Raw genomic sequence first — 15,894 nt, forward strand, 5'->3', positions numbered from 1 at the left:
CACCGAACCATCCGCCAGGTCGACCTGAGGCAGCGGACAACATGACCATCCACCCGTTACCCATGTCCCCCGACAGGCGTTACCCATGTATCCCGGCTGAACACCGTGCGCACCGGCGGTTTGACGTGGTGCCGAAGCCGAACCCGGAATCGGTGCGCGCAGCGCACCCTAGGGTCCAGGCCAGGCGAAAGGGGGCGGCCTTGTGCACGGGGAGGATTCGCCCCCTTCCAGGGGGCTAGCGCAAGTCCACGTTCCACGAACGTGGATGTTTACTCGCGAAAGGGCCGCGCAGCGGCCCCCTGGGTTGAGCCCGGATTTCCGCCCTCAGCGAATCTTCAGCTTGCCGATCCGGTCGTTGTCCAGGCTGCCCAGGTAGAGGTAGTCCCCCACCGGTTTCACCGAGGTGACCATGCGCAGGTGGGTGCCGCTGGTGTCGTGCAGGCTGTGGATGATCTCGCCGTTCTCGTTCAGCTGCAGCACCAGGCCATAGGGCACCGGCTTGGGCCAGAACATGCGCGGCAGCTTGGCGATCTGCGCCTTGAGCCATGGCTGGGTGTGCAGGAAGTCGGCATCGGCCTTGCGCGGCGAGGGCAGGGCGACCCAGAAGTTGCCCTGGCGATCGCCCTGGAGGTTATCCGGCAGGCCCGGCAGGTTGTCGATGAACAGGTCATGGCTGCCAGCCTTGTCCCCTGTCAGCCAGTAGCGGGTGATGCGGTAGCGGTAGGTTTCATTGACCAGCACGAAGTCTTCGTTGGCCGACAGCGCCACGCCATTGGCGAAGTAGAGATCCTTGAGCAGCACCTCGGTCTTGCCCGTGGCTGGGTCGAAACGCATCAGGCGGCCGTGGGGGCGGGCTTCCAGCAGGTCGAGCAGGTAGTCCGGCTGCTGGAACTTGCTGGAGGCGTCGGTGAAGTAGATGCGGCCGTCGCGGGCGATATCCAGGTCGTCGGTGAAGCGGAAGGGTACGCCTTCGGCCTCGGTGGCGAGCACGCTGACCTGACCTTGCGGGTCGATGCGCAACAGGCCCTTGTAGGCATCGCCGACCACCAGGTTGCCGGCGGCGTCGAAGTCCATGCCCAGCGGGCGGCCGCCGGTTTCGACGAAGGTTTCCGCTTTGCCGTCCGCGCCGATGCGCACGATGCGCCCGTCATGGAGCCCGGCATAGAGACGGCCCTGGGCGTCGACGGCAGTATCCTCCGGCCCGTGCAACTGGCCCTGGGCGATCAGTTCGGCCTTCATCAGGGTGTCGTTGGGCTCCAGCACGCCGGTCATGTCGGGCGCCTTGGGTGCGTCCCAGGCCAGCGGATCGATGGGAGCGGGCGTGACGGCGAGGTAGACCGCCAGGGCGGCGACCAGCAGGGCGAACAGGCCCAGCAGCTTCTTCATTTTCTTGTATCCCTTGAGGTGGTGTGATCGGCCGGAGCCTGGCGCCTCTGCGCGCGGGCTTTTTTAGCAGTCGGCCGCGCGTGGTGCCAGGGCTGAATGTCGCAGCATCGATCAGGCCGCAGTTGACAGTCGCGGGCCGGCCTGCGCAGTATCGGGGCCTTCGTCGCATTCGCCGAGCTTTCAATGCCCGCCATCGCCTCCGCCACTGCTTTCGTCCCGGCCCTCCCGGCCCGGGCGCGGGCCTTTGGCGTTGCTGCGGGTAAATCGAAGAAACAGTCGCTCATTTGACCGGGGCGCGCTGTCCCGTCAGATGGGCTGACAGGACAGTGGGCGCGAATCAGGTCGAACCTCCCCGAATCTCCCTTCCTGCATCCCTCCGACGGTGACTCTGACGGTCAGCCAAAGGAGATCTGCAATGCCTGTGTTTTCCGGAATCTGGGTTGCCCTGGTGACCCCCTTCAATGACGGTGCCATCGACTTTCCCGCCCTGCGCCGCCTGTCCCGGCACCTGCTGGATGCCGGCGTCGCCGGTCTGGTGGCCTGTGGTACCACGGGCGAGGCCGCAGCATTATCCAAGGACGAGCAACTGGCGGTGCTGGACGCGCTGCTGGAGGAGGTGCCCGGCGACCGCCTGGTGATGGGGCTGGCGGGCGACAACCTGGCCGAGGTGCTGGCCTTCCAGCGCGAGGTGCAGCGCCGCCCGATCGCCGGGGTCCTGGTGCCCGCGCCCTACTACATCCGCCCGTCCCAGCAGGGCCTGCTGGCCTGGTTCGGTGCTATCGCCGACGCCGCCGAGGTCCCCGTGATCCTCTATGACATTCCCTACCGCACCGGTGTGCGCCTGGAGCTGGAGACCCTGCGGCAGTTGGCACGGCATCCGAAGGTGGTGGCCATCAAGGACTGCGGCGGCAATCCGGAGACCACCCTGGCGCTCATCGCCGATGGCGAGCTGGACGTGCTGACCGGCGAAGACGGGCAGATCTTCACCACCCTCTGCCTGGGCGGCCAGGGGGCGATCGCCGCCTCGGCGCATATCCAGCCCCGAGAGTTCGTGCGCCTGGCCGATTGCGTCGCCAAGGGTGAACTCGAAGCCGCGCGCGGGATCTTCCAAAGACTGCTGCCGCTGATCCGCCTGGCCTTCGCCGAGCCCAATCCGGCGCCGGTGAAGAGCCTGCTGGCCATGCAGGGGCTGATCGCCGACGAGCTGCGCCCGCCCATGCAGCGCAGCTCCGCAGCCCTGCTGCAGCGACTGCGCGCCGAGCTGGCCTAGGCGCGGGCCCGCCCCGGGTGGACCGGCCGCGACGGGGCGGGAACGATGCAAGACGCGAAGCGAGGGCCCGGCGCGATATATACTGCGCGCCACTGATTCAAGGAGAGCCCTGTGGCCATCGACATTATCTGGATCCGCGACGACACCGCGCTGGCCAAACACTGCGCCGAATGGCGACGCCTGCCCTTCGTGGCCCTGGACACCGAGTTCATGCGGGTCGACACCTTCTATCCCAAGGCCGGCCTGGTGCAGGTCGGCGACGGCGAGCGAGCCTACCTCATCGACCCGCTGCTGATCGGCGACTGGTCGCCCTTCGCCGGGTTGCTGGAAGATGCCGCCGTGCTCAAGGTGCTGCACGCCTGCAGCGAGGACCTGGAAGTTTTCCTGCGCCTGACCGGGGCACTGCCGCAGCCGCTGCTGGATACCCAGCTGGCCGCCGGTTACCTCGGCATCGGTTATTCCATGGGCTATTCGCGCCTGGTTCAGGCGGTGCTCGGCATCGAGCTGCCCAAGGACGAAACCCGTTCCGACTGGCTGCAGCGCCCCCTCACCGAAATGCAGGTGCGCTATGCCGCCGAGGATGCGCAGCACCTGGCCGAGCTCTATACCGCCCTGGCGCCCCGCCTCACCGAACCCAAGCGTGCCTGGGTGCTGGAAGACGGCTCCGAGCTGGTGGCCAATCTGCGCCGCGAAGTCATCCCCGAAGAGCTCTATCGCGAAGCCAAGCTGGCCTGGAAACTGTCCCGCGCCCAGCTCGCCGTGCTCCGCGAGCTCTGCGCCTGGCGCGAAACCGAGGCGCGCCTGCGCGACCAGCCGCGCAACCGCATCCTGCGCGAGAACAGCCTCTGGCCCCTGGCGCGCTTCCAGCCCGACAACCTGGTGTCCCTGGCGCGAATCGACGACATGCACCCGCGCACCGTGCGCCAGGACGGCAATACCCTGCTTAAATTGATCCGCGAGGCCGCGCAAACGCCGCCCGAGCATTGGCCCGAGGCACTACCCGAGCCGCTGCCGGCGGACGCTTCGCCGCTGCTGAAGAAACTCCGCGCCGTCGGCCAGGCCGAGGCCGAGCGCCTGGGCATGGCCCCGGAGCTGATGCTGCGCAAGAAACACCTGGAAGCCCTGCTGAAAAGCGGTTTCCCCGATGGCCCCTACAGCCTGCCCGAAGGCCTGCGCGGCTGGCGCCGCGCACTGATGGGCCAGGCCTTGCTGGACACCCTGGCCAGCGCCGGCCAATGAACCATTCCGCCGTGCCGGCCGGCACGGCACGCCCCACGAGCCTGACCATGAAACGTATCTGCTCCATCTACAAAAGCCCGCGCAAGAACGAGATGTACCTCTACGTCGACAAGCGCGAGGCCCTGAGCCGAGTGCCCGAGGCCCTGCTGAACGCCTTCGGTGCCCCGCAGCACGCCTTCGACCTGGTGCTCACCCCCGAGCGCAAGCTGGCCCGCGAGGACATCGACAAAGTGCTGGAAAACATCGAGAAGCAGGGCTTCCACCTGCAGATGCCGCCGGCACAGGAGGAGTACATCGAACACCTGCCCGAAGAATTGTTGCGGATGAACGACCCCATCTGATGAAGATCCTGATCGTCGAAGAAGAGTTCGCCCTCTACGCCGACCTGCTGCGCACCGAGTCCGGCCTGCAGTTGCACGGCGGCAGCGAGGTGGAGCGGCTGGTCGAAGCCGCACGGGAATGCCCCATCTGGCTCGGCGAGCCCGACCTGATGGCGCACCTGCTGCGCAAGGGCTGCAAGCCCGAGTGGATGCAGTCCACCTGGGCCGGCATCACGCCGCTGCTGGCCGACGACCTGCCCCAGGACTACCAGCTGACCCGCGCCGTGGGCATTTTCGGCCAGGTGATGGCCGAGTACGTGCTCACCTACCTGCTGGCCCACCAGCGGCAGCTCCTTTCACGCTTCGCCGCGCAGGCGGAGAAGCGCTGGGACAACCGCCTGCCGCGCAGCCTGGAAGGCAAGCGGGTGCTGATCGTCGGCAGCGGCGACATCGGCCAGAGCGTGGCCGGCTTCCTCGAACCCTTCGGCGTCGAACTCCATGGCATCGCCCGCGAGCCCCGGCCGCTGGAACCCTTCGAGCGGGTCTTCGGCATGGAGGTGCTGGCCGAACAGGTGGCCTGGGCCGACTGCGTGGTGAACCTGCTGCCGGACACACCCGCTACCCACGACATCTACGACGCCGCGCTCTTCGCACGCATGTGCCCCACCGCGCTCTTCATCAACGCCGGGCGCGGCGTGGCGGTGGTGGACCATGACCTGGTGGCGGCGCTCGCCGCCGGCCAGCTGGCCGGAGCGGTGATCGACGTTTGCCGCGAAGAGCCGCTGCCGGCCTGGCACCCCTTCTGGACCGCGCCCAACCTGCTGGTCACCGGCCACAGCTCAGCGCCCACGCTGCCCAGCGCCATGGCGGGACTCTTCGTCGACAACCTCAATCGCTATCGCAGCGGCGAAGCCCTGCGCGGTCGGGTGGACTTCCAGCGCGGCTACTGAGGGCCGGCCGCGCTGCAACCAATGGTCAGCTATGCTTGGCCCACACCCCGGACCCGACTAGACTACGCGCCCCCGAATCAACCCCCGCACGCCATGGCCGCCAAAGTCGAACCTTTCTGGAAGCGCAAGACCCTCGATCAGCTCGATCAGGAGGAGTGGGAATCCCTCTGCGACGGCTGCGGCCTCTGCTGCCTGCAGAAGCTCGAGGACGAGGATGACGGCAGCGTCTATTACACGCGCATCGCCTGCAAGCTGCTGGACCTCAAGACCTGCCGCTGCACCGACTACGCCAATCGCCGCCAGTTCGTCGCCGACTGCATCCAGCTCACGCCGGCCCAGGCCGACGAGTTCCGCTGGCTGCCACCCACCTGCGGTTACCGGCTGGTGGCCGAAGGCAAGGACCTGCCGCCCTGGCACCATCTGGTCTGCAATGACCCCGAAGCCGTGCACAAGGCCGGCATCTCCCAGTCCGGACGCATGCTCAGCGAAAGCAGCGTGGCGGAGGACGATTGGGAGGACTACCTGATTTTTCGCGCGGGTTGAGCCCGGCCAGGGATCGAACCGCCGTGTTTCGAGTCTCAGGGACTGACCGTCACACCCACCAAGGAAGCCATCCTCGATGTCCGCCCGCACCCAGCTGCTGCTGTCCTCCCTCCTGCTGACCCTGAGCGCCCCGCTGTGGGCGGCGAAGAAGGTCGATCTCGACTACCAGGTGCGCTTCCTGCCCGAGAGCGACCAGGCCGAGGTCAGCCTGGTGCTGGAGAAGGGCGAGGTGGTGCGCAGCCTGCGCTTCGACCTGGGCGACAAGGGGTACTACAGCGACTTCAAGGCCAGCGGTGGCTGGACCCAGGACGACCCGGGCCACGGTACCTGGACGCCCACCAGCGGCAAGGCCAGCCTGAGCTACAAGGTGCGCATCAGTCACCCGCGTGGTGACGGCCGCTTCGATGCGCGCATGACCCCGGACTGGGCCCTGCTGCGCGGCGATGACCTGGTGCCCAGCGCCCGCCTGGACTCGCTGGAGGGCGTCGAGCTGGTCGCCCGCCTGCAGTTCGAGCTGCCCAAGGGCTGGCAGGCCGTGGAAACCGGCTGGCCGCGCATCGGCAAGAACCGCTTCCGCATCGACAATTCCGAGCGCCTGTTCGACCGTCCCACCGGCTGGATCCTGGCCGGCAAGCTGGGCAGTCGCCGCGCCAGCCTGGGCAATACCGACGTCACCGTCAGCGCGCCGGTGGGGGAGGGCATGCGCCGCATGGACATCCTCACCCTGCTGACTTTCGTCTGGCCCCACGCCCAGGAGGTCTTCCCCCGTGAGCCGGGCAAGCTGCTGATAGTCGGAGCCAACGACCCCATGTGGCGCGGCGGCCTGTCGGCGCCCAATTCCTTCTTCATGCACTCGGCGCGCCCGCTGGTGAGCGAGAACGGCACCAGCTCGCTGGTGCACGAACTGGTGCACGTGCTCAGCCGGATCAGCGACACCGACCGCAGCGATTGGATCAGCGAAGGTATCTCGGAGTACTACGCCATCGAATTGATGCGTCGCGCCGGCGGCATGGGCGACGACCGCTATGAGGCCATTCGCAAGCAACTGCGCGAGTGGAGCAAGAAGGTCGACAGCCTGCGCGGCGAGCACGCCAGCGGCGCCGTCACCGCCCGCGCGGTGCTGCTGCTGCAGGACCTGGACAAGGAAATCCGCCTGCGCACCGACGGCAAGCATTCCATGGACGATGTCGCCCGGGGCCTGATGCGCCTGGACAAGGCCAGCACCAAGGACTTCATCGAAATCACCGAGAACATCATGGGCAGCGCGTCGGAAGTGCTGGATACCAAGCTGCTGCATTGAGCCACGCGGCATTCGCTTTTCCTGTGGGGGCGAATTCATTCGCCAAGCAGGCCGAAGGTCTGCCAATGGGGTTCGAAGGGGGACGCTGCGCGTCCCTTGGCGAATGAATTCGCCCCTACAGGGATTCAATCACCGTCGATTGCCCTACATCTCCTCCCGCCGCCCGCTCAGCAGCTCCAGCAACGCCGCCGCCGTCGGCTCGGAGGAGGCCGGGTTCTGGCCGGTGATCAGGTTGCCGTCGCTGACCACATGGGGTTGCCAATCCGTCACCTTGGAGTAATGCCCGCCTTTTTCCTTGAGCGCGTCTTCCAGCAGGAAAGGCACTACTTCGGCCAGGCCCACGGCGCTTTCCTCGGAGTTGGCGAAGCCGGTCACCGCATTGCCCTGGACCAGCGGCGCGCCATCGGGGGCCTTGGCGTTGAGCAGCACCGCCGGCGCGTGGCACACGGCGCCCACCGGCTTGCCGGCGGCGTAGAAGCTTTCCACCATCACGATGGAATGCAGGTCGTCCACCAGGTCCCACATCGGGCCATGGCCGCCGGGGTAGAAGAGCGCATCGTAGTCGCCGGGCATCAGTCCGGCGAGCGTATGGGTGTTGGCCAGGGCGCGGCGGGCTTCGTCGTCGTCGTGGAAACGGCGGGTCGCCTCGGTCTGGGCCTCCGGGTCGTCGCTCTTGGGGTCCAATGGCGGGTGACCCCCCTTGGGCGAGGCCAGCACCACCTCGGCGCCGGCGTCGCGGAAGGCGAAGTAGGGCGCGGCGAACTCTTCCAGCCAGAAACCGGTCTTCTTGCCGGTGTCGCCCAACCGATCGTGGGAGGTCAGTACCATCAGGATCTTCATCGTGATCTCCTTGCGGACTTGGCAGAATGGCCCGGGCGGGCTATTCATCGCGCTTCAACAGGTCGCCGATGGCGGCGAACGCCTTGTAGGTGGCGCGGGGTGCCGACCCCGCGCCGGGTTTTTCCTCGCTGTGCCACTGCTGGTCGGTGTAGCGGGAGTGCTCGTTGTCATGGCAGTAGAGGCAGAGTAGCTCCCAATTCGACCCGTCCGGCGGATTGTTGTCATGGTTGTGATCGCGATGGTGCACCGTGAGTTCGGACAGGCGTTTGCCACTGAATTCGCGGCCGCAACGGGCGCAGACCCAGGGGAAGAGCTTGAGCGCCTGCTCCCGGTAGCTCTTCTCGCGCCGCTTGCGTTCCTCGGCGAGCAGCTTGTCCAGCTTGCTCGCGGGGCGTGCCGAGGGTTCCGTGCTCATCCGCTGTTCTCTTGTCCGGGGTATCGAGGAAAGTCTAGACCGGGCGCAGTCCTGCGCCGGCATCCCGTCGTGAGCGGCGCTGCGCGGGCCTGCCGGGTTTAGACTGGAAACACCTGTGAGCAGGAGGCCCGCACCATGACCCTATTCCGAAATTCCCTGCTGCTGGCGTTGGCGCTGGTCGCCGGCGGGGTGGCGGCGCAGAATCCACCGCTGTTGCGTGCCCCGCTGCAGGCGCCGGCCGGGGCGCCCGGCACCGTCACGCCGCAGCCTTATCCGCAGGTGGTGCCCCGTGCGGTCACCAGCCCGGTGCCGCAGAGTGGCAGCCCGCAGCTCATGAAGCGTCCGGACCAGGAGCAGCGCCTGCGTGAATCCCTGGAGCAGCGCGACCAGCCCATCCCGGTGCTGGAGCAGCAGCTGGAGCGCAATACCCGGGGGCTCGGGAACCCCTGATCAGCCCTGGGGCAGGCCCAGCACCTTGAGCAGGAAGGCGTATTCCAGGGCGACGTCGCGCAGCGCCTGGTAGCGGCCGCTCATGCCGCCATGGCCGGCGCCGAGGTCGGTCTTGAGCAGCAGCGGATGGTCGTCGGTCTTGCTGGCGCGCAGGCGGGCCACCCACTTGGCGGCTTCCCAGTACTGCACGCGGCTGTCGTTGTAGCCGGCCACCACCAGCATCGCCGGATAGGCCTGGGCACGCACGTTTTCGTAGGGCGCATAGGCGCGGATTCGTTCGAACACCTCGGGATCGGACGGATCGCCCCATTCGTCGTACTCGGTGACGGTCAGCGGCAGGTCCGGGTTCTGCATGGTGTTGAGCACGTCGACGAAGGGCACTTCGGCGATGGCCGCGGCGAAGAGCTCCGGACGCAGGTTGAGCACCGCGCCGATCAGCAGTCCGCCGGCGCTGCCGCCGCTGATGGCCAGTTGCGCGGGCGTTGTGTAACTCTCGGCGATCAGGTGCTCGGCGCAGGCGATGAAGTCGCCGAAGCTGTTGGTCTTGTGCTCCAGCTTGCCGGCGCGGTACCAGGCCTCGCCCAGCTCGCCGCCGCCGCGCACATGGGCGATGGCGAAGACGAAACCGCGCTCCAGCAGGCTCAGGCGGGCGTGGGAGAACCAGGGGTCGAGGCTCTCGCCATAGGCGCCATAGCCATAGAGATAGAGCGGTGCGGGCTGGCCCAGGGTCTCACGGCGGGCCACCAGGCTGATGGGGATGCGGGTGCCGTCCGCCGCCGTGGCCCAGAGGCGCTGGCTGACATAGGCATCGGCATCGAAGGGGCCTTCCACCGGGGTTTCCTTGAGCACCTGCTGGGCACCGCTGGCCAGATCCAGCTGGCGGATCTGGGCCGGACGGTTCAGCGCCTCGTAGCGCAGGCGGATCACCGGGCTGTCGAACTCCAGGCTGTCCTGCACGTAGAGGCTGTAGGCCGCGTCCGGCAGTTGCAGCGGGTAGGGCGCGGCGCCCTCCGGGTGCACCTGGATGATCGGCAGGCCGCCTTCGCGCAGGCTGAGGACGAAGCCTCCGGCGTTCAGGCTGACGCCTTCGAGCATGCGCGCCTCGTCATGGGCGAGCAGTTCGCGCCAGTGGGCGCGGCCGGGTGCGGTTTCCGCGGCCTGGTACAGGGCGAAGTTGATGCCGGTCTGGTTGCTGCGGATCAGCCAGGTCCATTGCCCGTCCAGCTTGCCGTGGTCGGCGTAGTACTCGTGGTTCTCTTCGCGCGGCGCCAGGCAGGTCCAGGCGCCTTCGGGCGTGTCGGCGTCCAGCACCCAGGTCTCGCTGGTGGTCTTGCTGTTCAGCAGCAGGATCAGCTGGCGTTCGGAACTGGCGCGGTAGCAGCTGAGGAAGAAACGGCCGTCGACTTCCTCGAACACCAGCTCGACGCCCTCCTGGCCGAGGCGGTGGCGGTAGAGGCGATGGGGGCGGTGGGTGTCGTCCAGTTCGCCGAAGAACAGGGTGGCGCTGTCGTTGGCCCAGGTCATGCTGCCGTCGCACTGTGGGAAGGGCAGGCTGTGGACCTCGCCGCTGGCCAGCTCCTTGACGTGGAGCTGGTAGGTCTCGTCGCCGCTGGTATCCAGGCTGTAGGCCAGGCGCGCATGGTCGGGGCTGATGCTGAACGCGCCGATGGACAGGAAGCCGCCGGCCGCCAGTTCGTTCGGATCGAGCAGCAGTTCCTCGCGGGCTTCGTCCAGGGCCAGGGAGCCGTCCCCGGGGCGCGGGCAGCGGTAGTGGCGCGGATACTCGTCGCCGGCGGTGGTGCGCTGGTAATAGAGCCAGGGGCCCCAGGGCACCGGCAGGGACAGGTCGGTCTCGCGGATGCGGCCCTTGATCTCCTGGAACAGCGCCTCGCGCAGCTCCTGCTGGCCGGCCAGTTCGGCTTCCAGCCAGGCGTTCTCCGCTTCGAGGTGGGCGAGCACTTCGGGGGCGTCGCGCTCCTCCAGCCAGCGGTAGGGGTCGTCACCGGATTCGATGCGGGCGATGGGGGCTTGGGGCATGGGCAGTCTCGAAGGCTGGGCGGTGTGGCGACGGCAGGAGCGCCGGAACCGCGAAAAGCCGTTATCATAAGCGCCCTTTTGCCAGCCTTGCCACGGACGCCAATGACTGAAAACGACTACCTGCTCGCCTGGGCCGCCTATGGACTCGCCGCGCTCGGCTGCCTGCTGGTCTGGTTTCGCCTCACCGGCTGGATGTGGCGCTGGCTGCGCGAGCCGCTGCGGCTGCTGGTGGCGGTACTGCTGCTGACGCCCACCATAGTCGACCCGGCCAAGGACATGTTCGCCCCGGCCGTGGCCATCACCGCGCTGGATCTGCTGTTCAAGGTCGGCAACAACGCCTGGAAGGCGACGCTCGACCTGACCATGTACAGCATCATCGCCTTCACCCTCTACCTGGTGTTCGCCAGCATCCGCTGGCCGATCGAGAAGAAGCTCAAGGCCCAGCGTAACGCCCGCGCCGCCGCGGAACAGGCCGAAGAAGAGCCGACCCTTCGCGAAGTCGTGCGCGAGCGCAAGCCGGAAGCGGATACCCGCTACGACCAGAACGGCGACCGCCGACTGCGCATCGAACCCCGTCTCTGACTCGCCGGGCCTTGCAGCCCGGCCCGGGCGCGTTCAGCATGGGCCATTCCCGGTGAACAAGCGCCCCGATCCGCTTCGCGGCCATGCGCGCCGGCACGCCGCCCCACCCCAAGAACGCCTGACGCCAGAGTCCTGAACCATGTGCGAACTGCTTGGCATGAGTGCCAACGTCCCCACCGATATCGTCTTCAGCTTCACCGGCCTGATGCAGCGCGGCGGCGGTACCGGCCCGCACCGCGACGGCTGGGGCATCGGCTTCTACGAAGGGCGCGGGCTGCGCCTGTTCCAGGACCCGGCGGCCAGCGTCGAGTCCGAAGTGGCGCGCCTGGTGCAACGCTACCCGATCAAGAGCGAGACGGTGATCGGCCATATCCGCCAGGCCAACGTCGGCAAGGTCTGCCTGTCCAACACCCATCCCTTCGTCCGTGAACTCTGGGGGCGCAACTGGTGCTTCGCCCACAATGGCCAACTGGCCGGTTTCGAGGCGCCGCAAGGTTTCTACTGGCCGGTGGGCGACACTGACAGTGAGGCGGCTTTCTGCCACCTGCTGAACCGCGTGCGCGGCGCATTCCCCGAGCCGGTGATGGCGGAAATTCTCTTGCCGGTGCTGATCCAGGTGTGCGTCGAGTTCCGCCAGAAGGGCGTATTCAACTGCCTGCTGAGCGATGGCGACTGGCTGTTCAGCTTCTGTTCCACCAAGCTGGCCCATATCACCCGGCGCGCGCCTTTCGGTCCGGCGCGCCTGAAGGACGCCGACCTGACGGTGGACTTCCAGTCGGAAACCACGCCGAAGGACGTGGTCACGGTGATCGCCACCGAGCCCCTGACCGAGAACGAAACCTGGAATCTCTACCAGCCGGGCGAATGGATTCTCTGGCGCCGAGGCGAGATCGTCGACCAGGGCTGCACCTGAGCGTACCGGACGCAGCAGGCAGCGGCACTCGCGCTGAGCCGGCTGCCGTCCGGCGGGCCGGTATCAGATCCACTGATCGTTGCGCTTGCGCTTTACCCGCAGCAGGGTCGGCAGGATCAGCCCGGCGAGCAAGCCGGCGCCGGCGATGCCGCCGCCGTACACCATGTAGCGCATCAGCACCTGCTGGCTCTCTTCGCCCAACTGGGCCTGCACGTCGCGCAACTCGGAGCGGGCCTGGGTCAGCTCGTTATCCAGCGCCGTGCGCGCCGCCTGCAACTCGTCGATCAGCACCTTGCGCGAATCCAGCGTCTCCTGCATGCCCTGCACACGGTTCTTCCAGGTGTTGTCGATGCCTTCCAGTTCGGCACTGAGCTCCGCCACCTTCTGCTCCAGCTGCGGCAGGCGCTCGGCCTTGCCAGGCACCTCCTGCAGGTCGCGGCTGGGAATCCATACGGTGTTGCCGTTCTCGCCGCGCACCTGGCTGTAGTCCCCCTGGGTGCTCAGCAGCTCGACCTTTTGTCCTGAGGTGAGGGTGCCGACGATGCGGTAGCCGTCGGTCGGTCCGCTGCGCACATAGGTACTCAGGCTATCGCTCACCCAGCGCTGATTGCCGGCGGTCTCCTCGGCCTGCGCCGGGGCGGTCGTGGCCAGCAGGCCGCTTAACAGGCAGGCACCGAGGGCGCGGGGCTGGAGCGGGGAAACATGAGCGGAGCAATGACGGGTCAGGGGCATGGGCAATCTTCACATGGCGATGGAACGAAACCCGGCAAACGGGCGCGATAAAGGCCGGCCAAGCCAATTGGCGTAGACAGGAACGCGATTGGTGTGGAACAGAGCGTAGTCGCCCAGGTGGCGAATGGCCATGTAATCCACCCTATGGGCCGACTGCAGACAGACAGCGGGCGAGCGGGTGGAGTTCACTCGGTGTTATCGGCGCTGGATGGGCGGTGATGCCAACACATTCCCTGGCAGCTGAGTTCCGCGCGGCCCATCGGTCCGGGCATGTGTCCGCAAGCAACGCTTGCGCTGCCGATTATCGTCCGAGTGCGAAGATATCAGGATGGAAGAGCAGGTGATTTACATTTTGATTTACAATGCCCGCCCTTTGATGGAGGCCAGCCTTTCATGGATGTTCTCGCCTATGTCTATGAGCGCCTGGCCAAGTGGGTGGTCGAGCCGGTCGCCCACCAGTTCGCTGGCATTTTCGATCTCAACGGCCGCTTCGGCGTGCTGTTTCTCTGCATTTCCTATGGCATCGCCTATGGCCTGTTCCGCTTCAGGAAGCATCGCGGGCTGACGGACGCGTGCTCGTTCTGGCAGTTCATCGGCGGCGGCCGGGTGTATTTCCATCGCTCGGCGTTGCTGGATTACCGCTACTACTTCGTGCGGGCCATCCTGAAAGTCACCCTGGTTCTGCCCATCGTCGGCCTGGTCGACCCTTACATCCTGCGCTCCGGGGATTACCTCGCCTTTTTCACCAACCTGTGGGGCGCGCGGCCGCGACCGGGTGAGAACCTCTCCCTCTCGCTGCTCTACGGGCTGGGCGTGTTTCTGCTGAAAGACTTCGTGCATTACTGGGCCCATCGAGCCTTTCATTCCCGGTGGCTCTGGGCGTTTCACAAGGTCCATCATTCGGCGCCCGTCCTGGTGCCGGCGACGGCGAGCCGGGTTCACTTCGTGGAAAAGATCGTCGAGAAACTGACCACCGCCATTTGCCTCGGTCTCTTCGCCGGTGTCTTCTGGTACGCCTGTGGCGGGGAAGTCAGCCGCTACACCCTGTTCGGCGTGACCTACCTGGTGTTCATCTTCAACGGGCTGGCGGCAAACCTGCGTCACAGCCATGTGTGGCTTTCGTTCGGCCCGGCGGTCGAGCATGTGCTGAACAGCCCGGCCCAGCACCAGATCCACCACAGTGACGCGCCCCGGCACTTCAACAAGAACTTCGGTACCAACCTGTCACTCTGGGACTGGATGTTCGGCACCCTCTATGTCACCAGCTCGAAGCCCGAGAGCATTCGCTTCGGTACCCGGGAAAAGGATGACGAGCGTTACCTGACGCTCTACAGCCTGATCGTCACCCCCTTTGTCGAGACGGCTCGCAAGATCATCGCGGCGAAACGTCCGTCCGCAGCACCCAAGGCACCCCTCTCGCAATGAAAACGGGCCCCGTGGGGCCCCATAGCTGACCAGGTAGGGTGCGCCGTGCGCACCAGCGGTTGGACGTCGCGCGGAGCTGATCCCGCTGTTGGTGTGCACATGGCGCACCCTACGGTCAGGCAAGTGCAGGACTTTCGCCCCAGATGAAGTTCGTAGGATGGGTGGAGCGGAGCGATACCCATGCGGACAGGGCTGATGGGTATCGCAAGCTCGCGGAACGCCGCCCGACCCATCCTGCGGGGGGCTATGCGGCAGTTGGTAGCCAGCTCCAAGATGCAAGTCCAGGTTCTACGAACGTGGATGTTTACTTGGACAGGAACTTCATCCCGTCTTCCAGCCCCTGCAGGGTCAGCGGGAACATCTGTTCGTTGATCAGTTCGCGGACGATGTTGGTGGAGGCGGTGTAGTTCCAGGTGTCCTTGGGGTAGGGGTTGATCCAGATGAGCTTCTTGTACTTCTCCATGAAGCGCTTCATCCAGACGTAGCCCGGTTCTTCGTTCCAGTGCTCGACGCTGCCGCCGGCCTGGGTGATTTCGTAGGGCGCCATGGCGGCATCGCCGACGAACACCACCTTGTAGTCCGGGCCGTACTTGTGCAGCAGGTCCAGGGTGGCGGTACGCTCGGAGGTGCGGCGCAGGTTGTTCTTCCACACCGACTCGTAGATGAAGTTGTGGAAGTAGAAGTACTCCAGGTGCTTGAACTCGGTCTTGCAGGCGGAGAAGAGTTCTTCGCAGACCTTCACGTGGGCGTCCATGGAGCCGCCGATATCCAGCAGCAGGAGCAGCTTCACGGTGTTGCGGCGCTCCGGGCGCATCTGGATGTTGAGCAGGCCGGCATCCCGTGCGGTGTGGTCGATGGTGCCGTCGAGGTCGAGCTCTTCCGCCGCGCCTTCGCGGGCGAACTTGCGCAGGCGGCGCAGGGCGACCTTGATATTGCGGGTGCCCAGTTCCACCTGGTCGTCGAGGTTCTTGTACTCGCGCTGGTCCCAGACCTTCACGGCGCGGCCCTGGCGCTTGCCGGCATCGCCCACGCGAATGCCCTCGGGGTTGAAGCCGCCGGAGCCGAAGGGGCTGGTGCCGCCGGTGCCGATCCACTTGTTGCCGCCGGCGTGGCGTTCCTTCTGCTCTTCGAGGCGTTTCTTGAATTCCTCGATGAGCTTGTCCAGGCCGCCCAGGGACTGGATCTGCGCACGCTCCTCGTCGGTGAGCATGCGTTCGAACTCCTTGCGCAGCCATTCCTCGGGAATCAGCGCCTGGAGGTAGTCGTCGAGCTTCTCCAGGCCCTTGAAGTAGGCGGAGAAGGCACGGTCGAACTTGTCGAAATGGCGCTCGTCCTTGACCAGCACCGTGCGGGCGAGGAAGTAGAACTCGTCCATGTCGGCGAACACCACGTTGTGTTTCAACGCGTTGATCAGGTCCAGCAGCTCGCGGACCGACACCGGTACCTTGGCTGCGCGCATTTCGTTGAACAGGTTGAGCAGCATGGCTGCACC

16 protein-coding genes are annotated in these 15,894 nt (G+C 66.4%); 10 read left to right on the forward strand and 6 right to left on the reverse strand.

Features of this window, described 5'->3' with window-relative positions; all coding sequences use genetic code 11:
- Nucleotides 1–324 precede the first annotated feature (324 nt).
- Nucleotides 325–1,386 carry an SMP-30/gluconolactonase/LRE family protein gene (locus tag ACFPU0_RS08815; RefSeq protein WP_377692520.1) on the reverse strand — a complete coding sequence of 354 codons (1,062 nt, stop codon included), beginning with the start codon at nt 1,384–1,386 and terminating at the stop codon, nt 325–327.
- Nucleotides 1,387–1,801: 415 nt separating this feature from the next.
- On the opposite strand from ACFPU0_RS08815, the gene dapA reads away from it, so the two are divergent.
- The 6 genes from dapA to ACFPU0_RS08845 all read left to right on the forward strand — a co-directional run bounded on the left by dapA (nt 1,802) and on the right by ACFPU0_RS08845 (nt 7,008).
- The gene (dapA, locus tag ACFPU0_RS08820) at nt 1,802–2,656 is read left to right on the forward strand and encodes a 4-hydroxy-tetrahydrodipicolinate synthase (protein WP_377692521.1); all 855 of its coding nucleotides are present in this window, start codon (nt 1,802–1,804) and stop codon (nt 2,654–2,656) included.
- 111 nt (nt 2,657–2,767) lie between these two features.
- On the forward strand, nt 2,768–3,895 hold the full coding sequence (gene rnd, locus ACFPU0_RS08825) for a ribonuclease D (RefSeq protein WP_377692523.1): 1,128 nt from the start codon (nt 2,768–2,770) through the stop codon (nt 3,893–3,895).
- A 47-nt stretch (nt 3,896–3,942) separates the two neighbouring features.
- Nucleotides 3,943–4,236 (forward strand): YcgL domain-containing protein, encoded by a 294-nt coding sequence (locus ACFPU0_RS08830; RefSeq protein WP_377692524.1) that lies wholly within the window; start codon nt 3,943–3,945, stop codon nt 4,234–4,236.
- Entirely contained in the window at nt 4,236–5,165 is a 930-nt protein-coding gene (locus tag ACFPU0_RS08835) for a D-2-hydroxyacid dehydrogenase (RefSeq protein ID WP_377692525.1), read from the forward strand. The genes ACFPU0_RS08830 and ACFPU0_RS08835 overlap by 1 nt, the downstream gene beginning before the upstream one ends.
- 93 nt (nt 5,166–5,258) lie before the next feature.
- Entirely contained in the window at nt 5,259–5,708 is a 450-nt protein-coding gene (locus ACFPU0_RS08840; protein ID WP_377692527.1) for a YcgN family cysteine cluster protein, read from the forward strand.
- Nucleotides 5,709–5,784: 76 nt separating this feature from the next.
- Nucleotides 5,785–7,008, forward strand: coding sequence for a hypothetical protein (locus ACFPU0_RS08845; RefSeq protein ID WP_377692528.1), 1,224 nt, complete (start codon nt 5,785–5,787; stop codon nt 7,006–7,008).
- Between the two features lie 144 nt (nt 7,009–7,152).
- On the opposite strand, the gene ACFPU0_RS08850 is transcribed toward ACFPU0_RS08845, so the two are convergent.
- Together ACFPU0_RS08850 and ACFPU0_RS08855 are read right to left on the reverse strand one after the other, a co-directional pair.
- Nucleotides 7,153–7,848: a type 1 glutamine amidotransferase domain-containing protein gene (locus ACFPU0_RS08850; protein WP_377692529.1), complete on the reverse strand. Its 696-nt coding sequence runs from the start codon at nt 7,846–7,848 to the stop codon at nt 7,153–7,155.
- Nucleotides 7,849–7,888: 40 nt separating this feature from the next.
- Nucleotides 7,889–8,263, reverse strand: a complete 375-nt coding sequence (locus ACFPU0_RS08855; protein WP_377692530.1) for a YajD family HNH nuclease — start codon at nt 8,261–8,263, stop codon at nt 7,889–7,891.
- Nucleotides 8,264–8,398: 135 nt separating this feature from the next.
- Between ACFPU0_RS08855 and ACFPU0_RS08860 the strand changes: the two genes are divergently transcribed.
- A complete protein-coding gene (locus ACFPU0_RS08860) occupies nt 8,399–8,713 on the forward strand; it encodes a hypothetical protein (protein ID WP_377692531.1) in 315 nt (104 codons plus the stop codon).
- Here ACFPU0_RS08860 and ACFPU0_RS08865 read toward each other — a convergent pair whose 3' ends face one another.
- The gene (locus ACFPU0_RS08865) at nt 8,714–10,756 is read right to left on the reverse strand and encodes a S9 family peptidase (protein WP_377692709.1); all 2,043 of its coding nucleotides are present in this window, start codon (nt 10,754–10,756) and stop codon (nt 8,714–8,716) included.
- A 96-nt stretch (nt 10,757–10,852) separates the two neighbouring features.
- Between ACFPU0_RS08865 and ACFPU0_RS08870 the strand changes: the two genes are divergently transcribed.
- Nucleotides 10,853–11,332 (forward strand): MFS transporter, encoded by a 480-nt coding sequence (locus ACFPU0_RS08870; RefSeq protein ID WP_377692533.1) that lies wholly within the window; start codon nt 10,853–10,855, stop codon nt 11,330–11,332.
- A 139-nt stretch (nt 11,333–11,471) separates the two neighbouring features.
- Nucleotides 11,472–12,245, forward strand: coding sequence for a class II glutamine amidotransferase (locus ACFPU0_RS08875; protein ID WP_377692535.1), 774 nt, complete (start codon nt 11,472–11,474; stop codon nt 12,243–12,245).
- A gap of 63 nt (nt 12,246–12,308) precedes the next feature.
- Here the strand turns inward: ACFPU0_RS08875 and ACFPU0_RS08880 are convergent, their stop codons facing one another.
- Entirely contained in the window at nt 12,309–12,977 is a 669-nt protein-coding gene (locus ACFPU0_RS08880) for a TIGR04211 family SH3 domain-containing protein (protein WP_377692537.1), read from the reverse strand.
- A 393-nt stretch (nt 12,978–13,370) separates the two neighbouring features.
- Between ACFPU0_RS08880 and ACFPU0_RS08885 the strand changes: the two genes are divergently transcribed.
- Nucleotides 13,371–14,402 (forward strand): sterol desaturase family protein, encoded by a 1,032-nt coding sequence (locus ACFPU0_RS08885; RefSeq protein ID WP_377692539.1) that lies wholly within the window; start codon nt 13,371–13,373, stop codon nt 14,400–14,402.
- A 304-nt stretch (nt 14,403–14,706) separates the two neighbouring features.
- Here ACFPU0_RS08885 and ACFPU0_RS08890 read toward each other — a convergent pair whose 3' ends face one another.
- Entirely contained in the window at nt 14,707–15,885 is a 1,179-nt protein-coding gene (locus tag ACFPU0_RS08890) for a vWA domain-containing protein (RefSeq protein WP_377692540.1), read from the reverse strand.
- Nucleotides 15,886–15,894 lie beyond the last annotated feature (9 nt).

The sequence above is a fragment of the Pseudomonas sp. GCM10022186 genome (assembly GCF_042656385.1).
Lineage (GTDB): Bacteria > Pseudomonadota > Gammaproteobacteria > Pseudomonadales > Pseudomonadaceae > Metapseudomonas.